Source organism: Streptomyces canus (assembly GCF_041435015.1).
In the GTDB taxonomy this organism is placed as follows: domain Bacteria; phylum Actinomycetota; class Actinomycetes; order Streptomycetales; family Streptomycetaceae; genus Streptomyces; species Streptomyces canus_G.
In genome coordinates, this window is sequence record NZ_CP107989.1 from 9,600,073 (window position 1) to 9,614,947 (window position 14,875).

At 69.9% G+C, this 14,875-nt stretch carries 13 protein-coding genes and 1 pseudogene; all 14 read left to right on the top strand.

Annotated elements, in window-relative coordinates; all coding sequences use genetic code 11:
• The first annotated feature begins 9 nt into the window (after positions 1-9).
• Entirely contained in the window at positions 10-519 is a 510-nt protein-coding gene (locus tag OG841_RS43735) for a hypothetical protein (protein ID WP_328636280.1), read from the top strand.
• Complete coding sequence (locus OG841_RS43740; protein WP_328636279.1) at positions 516-920, top strand: hypothetical protein; 405 nt, start codon at positions 516-518, stop codon at positions 918-920. Before OG841_RS43735 ends, OG841_RS43740 begins: the two co-directional genes overlap by 4 nt.
• A complete protein-coding gene (locus OG841_RS43745; RefSeq protein ID WP_328636278.1) occupies positions 911-2,668 on the top strand; it encodes a hypothetical protein in 1,758 nt (585 codons plus the stop codon). The genes OG841_RS43740 and OG841_RS43745 overlap by 10 nt, the downstream gene beginning before the upstream one ends.
• Positions 2,668-3,045 carry a hypothetical protein gene (locus OG841_RS43750; RefSeq protein ID WP_371569918.1) on the top strand — a complete coding sequence of 126 codons (378 nt, stop codon included), beginning with the start codon at positions 2,668-2,670 and terminating at the stop codon, positions 3,043-3,045. The genes OG841_RS43745 and OG841_RS43750 overlap by 1 nt, the downstream gene beginning before the upstream one ends.
• Positions 3,045-3,608, top strand: a complete 564-nt coding sequence (locus OG841_RS43755; protein WP_371569920.1) for a DUF2634 domain-containing protein — start codon at positions 3,045-3,047, stop codon at positions 3,606-3,608. Before OG841_RS43750 ends, OG841_RS43755 begins: the two co-directional genes overlap by 1 nt.
• A complete protein-coding gene (locus OG841_RS43760; RefSeq protein WP_371569922.1) occupies positions 3,601-4,932 on the top strand; it encodes a baseplate J/gp47 family protein in 1,332 nt (443 codons plus the stop codon). The genes OG841_RS43755 and OG841_RS43760 overlap by 8 nt, the downstream gene beginning before the upstream one ends.
• The gene (locus OG841_RS43765; RefSeq protein WP_371569924.1) at positions 4,929-9,041 is read left to right on the top strand and encodes a LamG-like jellyroll fold domain-containing protein; all 4,113 of its coding nucleotides are present in this window, start codon (positions 4,929-4,931) and stop codon (positions 9,039-9,041) included. The genes OG841_RS43760 and OG841_RS43765 overlap by 4 nt, the downstream gene beginning before the upstream one ends.
• Positions 9,038-9,640: a hypothetical protein gene (locus tag OG841_RS43770; RefSeq protein ID WP_328636273.1), complete on the top strand. Its 603-nt coding sequence runs from the start codon at positions 9,038-9,040 to the stop codon at positions 9,638-9,640. The genes OG841_RS43765 and OG841_RS43770 overlap by 4 nt, the downstream gene beginning before the upstream one ends.
• Positions 9,641-9,658: 18 nt before the next feature.
• Complete coding sequence (locus OG841_RS43775; RefSeq protein ID WP_328636272.1) at positions 9,659-10,918, top strand: hypothetical protein; 1,260 nt, start codon at positions 9,659-9,661, stop codon at positions 10,916-10,918.
• Complete coding sequence (locus OG841_RS43780) at positions 10,915-12,444, top strand: hypothetical protein (RefSeq protein WP_365120938.1); 1,530 nt, start codon at positions 10,915-10,917, stop codon at positions 12,442-12,444. The genes OG841_RS43775 and OG841_RS43780 overlap by 4 nt, the downstream gene beginning before the upstream one ends.
• Positions 12,428-12,664, top strand: a complete 237-nt coding sequence (locus OG841_RS43785) for a hypothetical protein (RefSeq protein WP_328636270.1) — start codon at positions 12,428-12,430, stop codon at positions 12,662-12,664. The genes OG841_RS43780 and OG841_RS43785 overlap by 17 nt, the downstream gene beginning before the upstream one ends.
• A gap of 163 nt (positions 12,665-12,827) precedes the next feature.
• A complete protein-coding gene (locus OG841_RS43790; RefSeq protein WP_328636269.1) occupies positions 12,828-13,712 on the top strand; it encodes a peptidoglycan-binding protein in 885 nt (294 codons plus the stop codon).
• Between the two features lie 131 nt (positions 13,713-13,843).
• The gene (locus OG841_RS43795; protein ID WP_328636268.1) at positions 13,844-14,422 is read left to right on the top strand and encodes a peptidoglycan-binding domain-containing protein; all 579 of its coding nucleotides are present in this window, start codon (positions 13,844-13,846) and stop codon (positions 14,420-14,422) included.
• A 126-nt stretch (positions 14,423-14,548) separates the two neighbouring features.
• Positions 14,549-14,791 (top strand): annotated as a pseudogene (locus OG841_RS43800) (peptidoglycan-binding protein); the annotation flags it as partial.
• Between the last annotated feature and the right edge of the window lie 84 nt (positions 14,792-14,875).

The window sequence follows — 14,875 nt, forward strand, 5'->3', positions numbered from 1 at the left end:
GACCGTGCCATGGCCGCAGGTGTGAACGTCCCCGTGCTGATCGGTGCGGTGCCTCTGCTCACGGTCACCAGCCTGACCCTCAACGAGGGCTACCAGGTGGCCCGGATCGCGGGCAGCAGGCTCGCTCAGCTGGTGTCGCCGACCGCCCGGACGATCACGGTCGAGGCGGTACTGGTGGGACGTACCCGGCTGATCATCAAGAAGGGGCTGGAGGCGATGGCGCTGACGTCGCGTGCCCTGGCCCCGGCCATCGCACCCGCGATGAACCTCGCCGGGCTTCCCGTGGTCTGCGGTATGACCGTCAGTCTCGACATGCAGATCACGAGCCTGCGCTTCACCCAGTCCAATCAGAAGCGCGACGCCCTCGACGTCAGTATCACGCTGGAGCAGGTACCGCGCTCCAGCCTCACCGCCGTCCTGGGCGAGGCGCTGGACATGGCGCTGGCCGCCGGAATGGCCGCCGTGCCCACCGTGAGCGACATGGTGCCCGCACGGCGCCAGTTGGGAGCCTCGCTGTGAACATGCTCGACTTCCACCAGCTGCCCGTGGAGCCGGACGAGGGCCTGCCGCAGGCGTTCAGCTGCCTGATCGGCGACACCGCGTACGACTTCGGCCTGTACGCCAATCTCGATGTCGGCGCCGACGACCCGCCGCAGACGCTCTACGACCTCGCCGGGCCGAGCCGGACCGCCGCCCCGGCATCGCCGGCCGGCTATCTCGTGCTGCGCGTGGTGCGTCAGGGGCCGGACGGGCCGCGGGTGGAGTTCTTGCGCAAGCTGGTCGCCGAGCCGGCACTGGTCCACCGCACCCAGCGGCTGGCGATCCGGCTGCTGGAGGCCAAGGTGGCCCGCGGCAACCTCAACGGGCGTGGGCACTACGACAGCCGGATCGTGATCGGGGTGGCGCAGCGATGGGCGTGATCCTCTGGTACAGCGTGAATTTCCCGGACCTGAAGCTGCGGGTGTCCAACGATGTCCCGGGCGGCATGATCCTCAGCGACGCCGACATCACCGTCAACTACGGCTTGGGGCAGCCCGGCACCTTCAGCATCCATCTCGCCGCCCTGCCCATGTCGGCTCACCGAAAGCTGACCGAGGCGCTCACCGGCGAGCGCGAGACCAAGGGCGGTGTCGCGGTGGAGATCACGCTCGGCTACCTGGAGTCGCCCGGTTCGCGCAAGCCCGTCCTGACCGGCCGCGTCGACGGGATCACCGTGTCGGAGCGGTTCCCGCCGTTGGGCGTGCTGCTCACCGGCTACGAGGAGACCGCGTTCAAGCTGATCACGACCCACAACGTCGCCGGGAAGAACGGAAAGCCCGGAGCGGCCCATTACAGCAAAGCGAACACCACGCCCGCCGAAGCTGCCCAGGGGATCGTCGGCTTGGCCAAGGCAAAACTGGCCGAAGGCGCCACCCCGAGCGGGCCGCAGCGGTCCGGCATCAACCTGGACGCGCAGAACGCCTTCGGGCTGCTGGAGGAACTGGCCCGCCAGTACGACGCGGAGGTCCTGGTGCAGGAGGGCGTGGTGCAGTTCGGCACAGCCGTCACCCACCCGCCGGCCACTGGTCCCGCCCTGCAGACCGACCCGACCGCCCTGCTGGCGCTGCTCACCGGCGAGGACTGCCTGATCGTGCCGGAGACCAAGGCCACTGCCCGGCTGGCCGAGTTCGAGCCGGTCCGGGTCAGTACCACCAGCAGGCAGAGGGTGGTTACCGACCTGCCGAACCAGGCGTCGGTGCCGGCCTTCGACTTCACCGTGCTCGGCCTGCCCGAACTGCGGGCCGGCCAATTGGTGGCGGCGAGCGTCGAGGGCTACCAGAACCCGTTCCAGGGCTTCCGCATCGTCCAGCTCACCCACTCCTTCTCGCCGCGCACCGGCTACGTTTGCACCGGACGGGCCGCCGCCTTCAAGAAGAACGACAAGAACAACCGGCGCAACACCGAGACGGCGCGCCTGGGTAGTCCGGCGGCGATCGCCGACGCGATCGCCGGCCGGATCCGGGACGCGCGGACGGTCTCGCCCTCCATCGACGTCGGCCAGGTCCGCTCGACCAAGCCCGGCCGTCGGGTGGCGGACATGGTCTACGGACAGGGCAGTGCCGCCGCCGCGGTCTCGCCGAGCGTCGACCTGCCGGTCGAGGCCGACGGCCCTGTGCTGCGCGACAAGCCGCTGGCCTCACCGTTCGCCTGGCACAAGGTCGGCCTGTCCGTCCCGGTGTACGAGGGCATGCGGGCGCTACTGAACGAGGTCCGGGGCTCTCGGGAGGACTCGGTGGTCACCGGCTTCCTGTGGGCCAACGAGGCGGCGATGGACCGCCCGAAGGCACACGCCGGCGACTGGTGGCTCTGCCTCCCGACCAAGCTTTCGGGCGACAACCCGCCCCGTCCCGAGGGCAAGGGCGTCAACGACCTCACCACGGCCGACGGGCGGCGGGTCGTCGAAGCGGTCGGACTCAAGCTGACGGTCGGCACCTCGGGGTGCTCCGACGTCGGCGAGCGGCCCACCGAGGGCGCGGCGGAGGAGTTCCTGTTGAGCCACAGCTCGGGGACCAAGGTACGGATCGACAAGGACGGCAACGTCACGGTCGCGGCAAGCACCGGGGAGGTCACCCTCAGCGCCGGCGGAGCGACCCTGACGATCGGAAAGGGAAAGGTGGCGATCAGCTGATGCCTCTCGTACTGACCCAGGGCGCGGTCCTCCAGTGCTCCCACGGCGGACAGTTGAAGCCGGACTGCCCCGGCGACTCGAATGTCACGGTGAAACAGCGCGGTGTGCTCACCTCGGGGGCGGAGGCCGATCTCACCTTCGGAGCCGCCGAGGCCCCGGTCCCGGGCATGGTCGTGCCCTGTCCGGCCAAGACACCCACCGGCACGCCCCAACCGTGTGTCACCACGCCCACCACACTGGTCGGCCTGGCGGTGAAGTTCACGGTCGGCGGCAAGCCGGCCCTGCTGGCCACAGCGATCGGAATCACCGCCAGCGGTCTCGGACCGGGCACGTGGAGTGTCGCCGATCCCGGGCAGACCCTCCTGGAGGCGATCTGATGACCAACCCCGGCATCGGCACACCCGACAATCCCGGCCTCCCCGGGCTCGGCTTCTCCGGGCTCCCCGGCCTCGGCCTCCCGGGCTCCGGCGCTCCTGGCAGCGGCGCCCCCAGCCTCGGCCGCAGCCTCGCGGTCGAGGCCGGAGACCTGGTCATCGACGAACGCACCGGTGGCCCGGCGATGGTCGAGGGCCAGGAAGCACTGGCCCAGGCTCTGGTGCTGGCTGTCGAGACCCAGCTGGGCAGTGACCGCGTCAACACCGGCTTCGGCTTCGACCGCCTGGCGGTGGGCCGGTATGCCCTCGGCGTCCACGCGCGCAAGGAGTACATCCGTATGGAACTGGTCCGCTGCCTCGGTGCGGACCCCCGTGTCACCGACGTCCGGGAGGTCACCTTCCAGGACGATCCGCGCTTCTTCGAGCTCCGGCCGGACCTGGACGCGGCGGCCCGCGACCGGATCGGCTGGGCGACCCGGGCCGGCCGCGGCTACACGGCTTTCGCGATCATCGACACCGTCGCCGGCTCCACGCTGACCCTGGAATCGGGAGGACGCCTTGAGTGACCTCGCCCCTAAGGGATTCGACCAGTACGGCGTGACTGCGGAGGGCTTCGTGGTCAAGGGCCTGGACCGTATCGTCGCCGACCAGCAGGCCCGCGCCAGAGCGATGTTCGGCAGCGACGTCGATCTCGGCTCCGGCAGCGCCCTGCGCAAGGTGCTGGACGCCGCCGCCGTCCACACCCACGAGCTGTGGCGCGGCCTGGAGAACCAGTACTACGCCAACTTCGCCACCACCGCCCAGGGGGCCGCCCTCGACCTGCTCGGCACCGACCTCGGCATCGACCGGCAGTTCCTGCGGGCCTCGGGGCAGGTCGAGCTGACCTTGGCCGGCGCCGAACTGGATCGCCGGTTCGTCCTGCCGCAGGGGACCGTTGTCGAGACCGCCGCGACGCCGCACACCAGCCTGCGGACCACTGCCACGGCCACCCTGTCGGCCGGCAGGCTTCCGCTGGCCGTCGGTGTCCAGGCCGTCCACCGCGGCCAGGACGGCGACGTGCCCGCCAACCAGGAGCTGCGGCTGGAACCCCACTGGGCGAGGCTCCACCTCAACCTGGGACCCGCCACCGTCACCGTCGCCAACCCCGCGCCGATCACCGGCGGCGAGCTGCTGGAAGGCGACGACGTCTACCGGGCCCGGCTGCTCGGCGTCCCCCGCACACTGTGGACCAAGGACGCCCTGCTCGTCCGGATCCTGGAGCTGCCCGGTGTACGGGACGCGGCGATCTTCGACCCGCTCGGTGGTGTGGACGCGTCCCGAAGCCGCTTCAACACGTACCTCTTCGGCCGACACCCGTTCTCCGCGCAGCGGCAGACCGGCTCGCCGTACTACTTCGACGTAGTCGTCGCGGTCGAGGCGGGGTGGCCCTGGCACCCGACGGACGGTGACATACCCGCCGTTCACGACGCTGTACTGGACACCGTCGAGCAGTGGCGGCCGGTGTCGGTCTTCCCGAACATCACATCGGCCAACCAGGTCGACGTCGGTATCCGGGCCACTCTGGTCGTCCAGCCCGGCCATGACCCGGATGCCATCAAGGGCGAGATCCTGACCGCCGTGCACACCGGCGTGGAGCGGCTCCGCCTGGGCCGGGGCGTCCTGCACTCCGACATCGTGCTGACCGCGCGATCCACCGCCGGAGTGGTGGACGTCCAGAACCTGCGACTGCGCCGCTGCGCCCCCATGTTCGGTGACATCAGCCTCTCGGGCGCCGTGTTCGGCAACGCGCAGGAGTTTTCCGTCGGCGAGAACCTGCCGCTCGCACCCGACGAGATCGCCCGGTTCGCCATCGACAGTCCGCTGATCGACATTCAGGTTTCGAGCCAATGACCACCGACTTCCTCGACATCCTGCGCGGGGGCCTCACCCCCACCTACGACCGGGGCATGGAACGGCTCACCCTTCGTCTCCTGCCGCATGCCGACGGGACACTCCACGCCCGGTACAGCTTCCAGACCTACCTGGACTGCTACGGGCGGCTGCCCGACTCCCCCCGGTACCTCCTGGCGCCGCGGCTGCGGAGCACCGAACCGCTCCTGGTACGGGTCTGGTTCACCCGAGCGCCGGAACTGGCCGAGGAGCCCGTCGACGTCCAGATCCCCGCCGGGTGGCCAGCCGGTCACAGCATGGCGGTGGAACTGCCCGGCCGTGCCGCCGAACTCGGCAACCGGATCACGCTGACCCGGGTCCAACCGCTCGCCCCGGCCTCACAGTCGGCGGCGGACTGGCAGGTCACCGCGCTGCTCGGCAATCTCGCCAAGCTGCTCTGGGTGATCGGACGCGGTCAGGAGGAACTGACCTGGCAGCTCGGCGAGGTGACCTCCCAGCGCTACGCGCACAGCGCTCATGGCGCCAGTCTGGATCTGCTGGGCCAGGACCTCGGTGCACCTCGCTTCCCGCCGCGGCCGTACACCTGGGACGACCGGACGGTCGCGCTGTATCACCTGGACGACCAACGGCCGCCGGAGTCGCAGGCGGACGTGGTCGACGTCGCCGACGCCGGCGCGCAGTTCGGGGCCCCCGGCCACCCGGGAACCAACGCCGGTGCGCGCAGCGGGCGCACCGGCCGGTTCTCGGCGGCCTTCGAGTTCGCCGGCCCCGCTGGCATCACCGTCGACGACAGCCCGGACTTCGGCTTCGGGCCGGACGCCTCGTTCACCGTCGAGGCAGTCGTGCGGCCGGACCGGACCTCCACCCGGTCCGGGGCCGTCATCGCCAAATGCTCACTGCTGAGCTCCGCCGACGCCCCGGGCTGGTCGCTGACCGTCGGCCGCTTCCGCGAACTCGACCGCAACCTGCGGCTGTCAGTCTCCGACGGTGCCACGGCGGTGCAACTGTTCGCCGACCGCGATCTGGGGGACGGAGTCTTCCACCACGTAGCCGGAGTCGTGGAACGGCTGCCCCTCGCCCTCGCCCCCGGCGAGCCGCCCGGCGCGGGCCCGGTCGTGGTAAGGCTCTACCTCGACGGCGTCGACGTGGCCCGTCGGCGGTTGGACCGATTGGGCGCGCTGTCCAACCACGAGCCGATCGTGCTCGGCACGGGCCGGGAGTCACCGGCCGACGCGAGCGCCGCCGCCCAGTACGCGGGCCTGCTGGAGGAGGTCCGGATCTCGCGGACGGCCCGCACCTCCTTCGAGCCGGTGACCGGGGAGGGCGACGATCACTACCGGTCGCGCCTGAAGCTCTTCCAACGCTGGTTGGTGCCCACGCCGGACGCCCTCGAAAGAGTCCTCAACGAGTCAGGTCCGATCGGAACGCAGCATGCTCCGTTCGAGATCGACGAAGCGGCGGACCGGCCAGCGGTGGGCTCCCTCGCACTGCGGGTGTTGCCGCGCGCGCTCACCCTGGGGCAAAGCATCGCGGCCGATGGCGACCAGCAGTGCGGCGAGGCCGAGTCGGTCGGCACACCGCAGGACGAACCCGACTTCGACCCGGGGTGGCTCTGCCGCCACGATGACCGCGGCGGCCTCGACTTCGGCGCGAGCCAGGACAACCGGTTGATGCAGCTCGCCGTCCGCACGGCGCTGGATGCACTGCTGGACCGGCTCCGCGCGCAGCCCGGGACGCTGAGAGTGCTGCGAGCCCATGACCGGGCTGCCGCCGGGCTGCACCGGGTCGGGCGGGCGCTGCTCCTCCGCCACGACACCCTGGGAGCAGCCGAGCTCGCCGTGCACGCCCACGCCGCAGGGTTCGGCTGGGTCCAGCACACCCGCGACGGCCTGGTCCATGCCGCCCAGCCTCCCGGTCCGGCCTTCCGCATCATCGCCAACGCCGCGGTCCATCCGATACGGGCGGGCGACGACCTGACCCTTGACCTGGAGCCGGACCCGGCCCGGCTCGCCGGGGCCGAGGTCCACTGGTCGGTCACCCGCTGCGGGCCGGGCGACGCCGAGGTAAGCCAGGGCGTCCCCGCGGTTCTGCACACCAAGGCCGCCGGGGAGGTGACCGTCCAGGTCGAGGTCACCCGCGCCGGCCACTCCCGGGGCGGCAGCCGTGCGTTCCGGATCGGCCTGGCCGGCGGCGGGCTCGGCGCCGGCGAGTCGATCAGCCGCGCCGGCGTGCCCGCCGTCACCGAGGAACAGGCAGCAGGACCGCGCACCGAGGACTTCGACGACACCTACCTGGAGGTGCGCACCGACGATCTGCTGGGCGCACGCGGAACCATCGACTACGGCGCAGCCGAGGGCAACCGGCGGATGCAGCGTGTCACCGCCCTCGCCCTGGACCGGCTGCTGGACAGGCTCGCCGGCCAGGGCGGCACGGTGTCGGTGGCCGGGGCCTACGATCCGGCCGACACCGGCCTGCGTGGCCAGGGCCGGGCGCTGATGCTGAGGCACTCCGAGCTGGCCGCCGGCGAACTGGCCGCGCTTGCCTTCGACGCCGGGTTCGACTTCGTCAAGGTCGCCCCCGACGGCCCGGTGGCAGCCGAAACCCACGTCCACGTTGCCGTGGCCCCGGGCGAGCAGATCGGGGTCATCGGCCCCTCCGAGATCGCCGTCGACGAGGCCGCGACGTTCACCGCCGTGCCGCACCCCGCGCCTGCCGACGCCTGCTTCGCACCGGACGGCGCTCACGTCTACTTCACCGAGCTCGGCAGCCACCGGGTCACCTCCTTCGCCGTGGCGGCTCCCGCGCACGAGGACTTCCCCCGCCTCACCCTGGCCGCCTCCACCCCGGTGGCCCCGTTCCCCGGCCCGCTCGTTGTGGCCGGCGGCAGGCTCTACGTGGCGCACCGGCTCTCGGACTCGGTCTCTGTACTGGATCCGCACACCCTCGCCCCCGCCGCCCCCGCCGTCACGGGTCCGCAACCCGTCGCCCTGGGCACCGACGGCAGCCGGCTCTTCGTCGCCCATGCGGGCGACCGCACCCTGCGCGCGTACGACCCACTGACACAGCAGCAGACCGGCAGCGTGGCACTGCCCGACGTACCGCGCGCCATCGCGGTGAGCCCCGGCAGTCCCGTGCTGGTCGTGCTGCTCGACGGCGGCCGGTTCTGCTCGGTCACCCGGGACGGTCTCCGGCTCCAGGCCACGGCCATCAGCACCGGCCCCGCCACCCAGGCCCTGTCCGCCGCCATCACGCCGGACGGGACGAAGCTGTACATGGCCCTGCTGTCCGGGGGGCCGGACGGTGGCAACGCGTCGGTCCAGGTCTACCCGACCGGTGCAGCAACGCCGATCGCCACCATCGAGGGCTTCCCGGCCGGGACATCGCCGCAGGCATTGCGCACCGCCCCGGACGGCGTGCACCTGTACGTCGCGACTAGCGGATCCGAGGAGGCGGCCGGGCGCGTGCACGTGATCGACACGACCTCCGACATCATGCTGCCCCTGACGTTCAACCCCGGTGGCGACTGCCGGGCCGTGGCGGTCAGCCCGGCCGCCGCGCCCTACCACCCCTGTGTGCTCGCCGCCCCGCAGAACGGCGCGAGCGTGCTGCTCGCCGACCCGGCACCGCTGGGCCGGACCCCGCCCCTGCCACCGCGGCTCGCCTCCCGCCACCCGCTGAGCCCCGGCGGTGGCCAGGAACTCTCCTGGTCGGTGACCCCCTCCGGGCGCGGCCTGGTGACACCCGCCTCGCTGGACAGCCCCGTCACCCGGATCGAGGGCCGCGCGCCCGGCGTCGTCCCGGTGCGGGCCGTCTACCTCCCCAGCGGCGGGCTGCGGCCCTACCAGTGCGAGGTCCGGCTCCGCGGGGAACTCGACGGCACCGAAGCCAGGATCAGCAAGGATCGCTACGACCTGGTGCTGAACATCCTCAACTGGTTCCACCCCATCGGTGTGGAATTCCGAACGGAACGGCTTCGCCGTCATGTAAAGGAGCTGCTCGACACCTTGGCCGACGCCGACCTGCTCCCGGCGTACACCTTCCCTAACTTCCACACGTCGGACCAGCCTCCCTCCCGATTCATCCGACCGGACAAGGATGACGAACGATGATCCCCATCTACGTTCCCAAGTTTTCCCACAGCGACTGGATCGACAACGAGGACCGCGTCCAGGCCGGTGGGGAGAACGGCTTCAACATCAGGTTCCACAAGCTGGAGGCCGAGTTCGCGGCCCTGGCCATGAACCACCTCAATCCACTGATCGTCTCGCTGTCCAACAGCGAGACGTGTCTTTCCCTGATCCCGATCCTCGCCCCGAGCGATCCCGTGCAGCCCGGGACCCCGGCCCCGCCCCCCAAGCACTGGGAACTGGTCAACGACGTCGCGCAGAAGCCGGCGACGGCCACGGAGGCGCACGGCATCATGAACATCTCGCTCCCGGACGGCGTCGAGATCAAGTCGCTCCTGATGACCGGCAGCCGGCAGCCGGCCGGCCCGATGCCGACGGCTTTCCTGCGCCGCCGCGTGGTCTCGGGCAGGGAGGGCGCGGAAGAGATCGTCAAGGTCAACGCATTCGACACACCGGCGGCCCCCGAGCTAGGGGCGAAGGTCAACAACCGGACCCACCGGCACTTCCTGCAGGTGGACCTCCCGACGGTGGGGGTCGCGGACTCGGTCAAGTTGTTCTGCTTTCAGATCACCTACCAGTGACGAGGAAAGGAGAGAGCGATGTCACCGATCGGACCTCCTCAAGCACAGGACGGCCCCAGTGGCTTCGACCCGGGGCAGGAGACCCCGCCGCTCGGATTCGGCGTCTGGGGGGACAGCGCGGGCGGATCAGGTGTCGTCGGCAGCAGCGGTCGGCCGGGCACCACCGGGCCGGGCGGTACACAGTCCGGCGGTGCGGGCGTCCTCGGCATCAACAACGAAAGCCACGGCATCGGCGTGCTGGGCACCGCCGACGCGGACGGCGGGACGGCCGTCCTGGGCACCAGCAGCCAGGGCACCGGCGTCTGCGGACGCGCCACCGGCCTGAACCCCGCGGTCGCCGGCACGGGAACCCAGGGTCCCGGCGTTTCGGGCACCAGCGAGCAGGGCACCGGTGTCACGGGCACCAGCACGGGCGGTGCCGGCCTGACGGGTGCCAGCACGGCCGGCGCCGGCGTGACGGCCTCCAGCGACGGGGGTAACGGACTCCTGGCCACCAGCGCGACAGGAACGGCGGTTGCCGCCTTCAGCAACGACGGCATCGCCGTCCTCGGCAGGTGCGGCCACAGTGACACGTCGGGATTCGGTTTTGGCTTCGCCCCCAACCAGGCCCCCGGTGTCATGGGCACCAGCTTCAACGGTCCCGGCGTCCAGGGCCTGAGCATCGACGGCACAGGAGTGCGGGCCGACGGACAGACGGGGATCATCGCCCGGGGCACGCTCATGGCGGGCTCGTTCGAGGGTGATGTCAACGTGACCGGAAACCTGACCAAGGGCGGCGGCGGGTTCCGGATCGATCACCCGCTCGACCCCGAGAACCGATACCTGGCCCATTCCTTCGTGGAGTCGCCGGAGATGAAGAACATCTACGACGGCACCACCACCCTTGACGCCGGAGGAACGGCGACCGTTGATCTGCCGGACTGGTTCGAGGCGTTGAACGAGAACTTCCATTACCAGCTCACAGCGTTCGGCGGCCCCGCACCGAACCTGCACATCAGCAGGACGGTCACAGGGAACCGCTTCTCGATCGCGGGCGGCGATCCCCGGCAGAGGGTCTGCTGGCAGGTCACCGGCACCCGCCGGGATGCCTGGGCGCGCGCCAACCCGGTCGTCGAGGAGGCGGAGAAGGCTCCGCAGGAGCGCGGGTACTACCTGCATCCGGGGGCCCACGGCCAGTCGGCGGAGCGGGCGGTCGCCAAGGCCAACCACCCGGAGCCGGTGACGCGCCGCAGGGACGCGACAGAGAACAACCGGCCCGAGACAGGAGAAAAGAGATGACCATCAAACCGCCTCAGTCACAGGATGTGCCCAGCGGGTTCGACCCGGGGCAGCAGGATCCGACGATCAGGTTCGGTGTCTGGGGGGACAACGACGTCGGGCCCGGCGTCGTCGGCAGCAGTGGCAGGCCCGCGGCCTCCGGCCCGGACAGCGTCATCGAGACCGGCACCGGTGTCCTCGGTGTCAACACCGCGATCCAGGGCATTGGCGTGCACGGCACCTGCCGTCGGGGCACCGGCATCTCGGGGACCAGCAGCAGCGGTACCGGCGTCAGCGGATTCAGCCCGGACGGCGTCGGAGTCCATGCGGCGGGGGATACCGGCATCGTCGCGTCGGGCACGCGGTTCGCAGGGCAGTTCACCGGCAACGTGGGTATCGGTACTGCCACGCCCTCGGCGGCGTTGGAGATCGATCGCGGTAGGACCAACGGCGTCGCGCTGCGGTTGGCGTCGTCCGGGGCCGCATGGGGATCAGGGCTTCAGCTGCGCAATACCGCCACCGGCGCCAGGACTTACGGGACGTTCGCCGGGTCCGACGGGAGATGGCACTTCACCGACGTCGATGCCGGCGTCGACCGTTTGGTGATCGACCAGAACGGCCGGATCGGCCTGGGCATCGGCGCCGGCCAGGCGCAGCGGAGCCTGCACGTGGAGGGCACGGAAATTCACAGCGGGGGTTCGGTAGGTGGTCTCTCCTTCTCCGACCGGACGACCGGGGTATTCGTCGAGTCCCCGACCGAGGGACAGCGCTGGGTGTGGTATGCCCAGAACGGAACGGCCCGGCTGTGGTCGGGGCAGGACCGGCTGACGGTCAGTACGACGGGGAACGGGTTCGCCCTGGATGTCCCACGCCGAATGCGGGTCCGCCAGGGAGGCGACCCATCCGCCGGCATCTGGTTCTTGCAGGACACGCCGAATGCCGACCGTGCGTTCGTCGGCATGGCCGACGACACCCATGTCGGGTTCTGGGGCAACACCGGTGCCGGCTGGGGCCTGCAGATGGACACCTCCACGGGCGACGTCGCCATCAGGGGCAGCCTGACGAAGGGCGGTGGCGGATTCAAGATCGATCACCCGTTGCATCCGGCCGAGAAGTACCTCTCGCACTCGTTCGTCGAATCACCGGAGATGGTGAACATCTACAACGGGAATGTCGTCACCGACGACAAGGGAGAAGCGACCGTCGTTCTGCCCGCCTTCTTCGAGGCACTCAACCGCGATTACTGCTACCAGCTCACGCCCGTGGGCGACATGGCGCAGGCTGCGGTGACCCGGACGGTGTGGGACAACAGCTTCGCCATCCGCACCGACAAGCCGGGCGTAACCGTCTCCTGGCAGGTGACCGGTGTGCGTCAGGACCACTGGGCCAACGCCCACCGGATCATCGTGGAGGAGGCCAAACCGGAAGGCGAGCAAAACCGGTACTTGCACCCCGAGCCCAGCGGTCAGCCGGCGGCTCGCGGAGTCGTTCTCGCCCCGAAGGGCGAGCGGACGCGCGAAGGAGACGGCCATGCCCACACCTCATGACATGCGGTCCCGGCTCGCCGAACTCCAACAGGAGTACCAGCGGGGCGAGGAGCAGCTGCGGACCGTGCTCCGGCAGGAGGGGGAACTGCGGGAAACCATGATGCGCATCAGCGGAGCGATCCAGGTGCTCGACGAGCTCCTTGAGCAGGAGGACGGCGCACCTCGGGAGACCCGGACCAACGCCGAGCCGGTGGAGCGGGTGAAGACGGCAGTGCCCTGACCGTGGCACGTCCAACCACTCACAGAGTGAGCCCCCGCATTCGATAGGAGACTAGGACATAACGGCGTCTCAACACCCAACACCCCAAACCGAACCCGGCACCAGGCTGCGGTGGTGATGCTCTGTCGGCAGCTGGTCGTGTACCCGAAGGAAGGAGCCTGTCATGGCCGAACTGTGGATGCCTGGCGCCATCAAAGAGGACCTCGGCAACAGTGCCGCGTGCGACCCGGCGTTTCCGGCGAAGGCGATCGCGCACATTACCGCGGACGTCAAGGCAACCGCCGCCGCGCCCCGGGATCTGGTGCCCTTCACCACTCTGAAGCGATTCTTCACCGGAAGTGGGAAGCGGCTGGCGCCACACATCCTCTGGGATCCGTTCTCCGGATCGTTCGCCCAGTTCTTCCCAGCCACCTCCCGCAGCCTCGCCCTCCTCGATGGACCCGGCGGCACCCGGACCAACCGGGCGGGAAAGGTCGTCATCCAGATCGAAGCCCTGTTCTTCCCGCACTGCCGCGTCGATGGCAGGGTCTTCGCGAGTCTGTCGGAGACCCCGTGCAAGGACTGGAGCAAACTCAACGCCTGGGTGCGCTCGTGGGGTGTTACGGACCACTGGCCCATGGATCACCCGGACGGTTTCACAGCCCATCGCTCCGCGAGCGTGTGGCAGTCACAGGGGGGCTGGTACGCGCACGCCCACGTCCCGGAGAACGACCATGTCGATCCTGGATCGTGGCCGATGTTCGTGGACGGGCACCAGCCGGGCGCCGGGCCGGAGAAGCCGCCGATCGGTACGCCTGAGCAGGAGCCGTTCCCCGGTGCGTCCTTCTTCCACGCCGGCCGCAAATCGCCGGTCATCGCCGCGATGCACCGTCGGCTCGTCGCGGAGGACTGCAACCGGTACCAAGCCGGTGCCGACGCCGATGTGTGGGGCTCGGGCGATGTGAAGTCCTTCGCGGCCTGGCAGCACAAGCTCGGGTTCTCGGGCGGCGAGGCGGACGGCATCCCCGGCAAATCCAGCTGGGACAGGCTGCACGTCCCCAACGTGTGACTGCCAGCCGCGCGTTACTCCGTTTGCGGCAGGCTCCCAGCAGGCGCATGGTGGATACAAGGGGCCACGAAGGCCCGCTTCACGCAGGCAGGTTGCCTCTGAACCGGCCTCTCCCCGCGGGATGAGGAGGCATGATGGTCGCCCTGTCCAACGTTCGGTTCGGTAAGCGCAATGGCGACGTGAAAGTCATTCAGCGCGCCCTGATCGGCCTGGGGTTCACCATCCCGACAGGAGCCACCGGGCTTTTCTGCGACGAGACGAAGTCCGCGTACGCCGCCTGGCAGCACAAACTGGGCTTCGTCGGCGGAGATACTGACGGATTCCCCGGTTGTTCCTCCCTGACAAAGGTCGGCCCCAGCGCTCAGTTCAAAGTGGATTGCCGGCATCCAGGAGGAATCGCCAAGAACTCGGTTCGGTTCTCGAAGAACTCCGGGATTCCCCAGAGCGAGGATGCCGTGCGAGCCGCCGAACAGGCGTGTGTCAAGACGGGTGCGCCGCCGAGCTGGGGCACCGGGGCCGGTGATGGTGCGATCCTGATCACCTTGACACGGCGGGAGTCGTCCTTCAGGTCCAACGCGGTAAATGTAACGGACAGGAATGCGACGGGACCCGTTCGGTCGGACGGCGCCAAGCTCAACTGCTCACGCGCTTACACGCAGGTGATTCCCGAAACCTTCGCCGAGAATCACCAGGAGGGTACCTCTGATTAAATCTATGATCCCGTCGCGAACATAGCGGCGGCGATCAACTACATCTGGGGGAAGTACGGGGACATCTCACGTGTCCAACAGGCAAATCCGCACCTTCCCCCGCATCCCTACTGAGGAGGAGTCATGCCGGCGCTCGAGCCGTTCCCTGGAGCCGAGTTCTTCCACATCGGACAACGCAGTCCGATCGTCAACGCGATGGGGCGGCGACTCGTCGAGGAAGGATGCGGGCGTTATCACTCGGGACCGGGCCCCGAGTGGACGGACGTGGACCGTCAGTCCTTCGCCGCCTGGCAGCACAAGCTCAGTTTCTCGGGCAGCGACGCCGATGGCATCCCCGGAAAGGCGTCCTGGGACCGCCTCCACGTGCCGAAGACTGGTGGCCAGGCCCAGGCCCAGGCCCAGGCCCAGGGCCACGTCGCCTCGCCCGTGCCCGGGCACGGGGTCACGACTGCC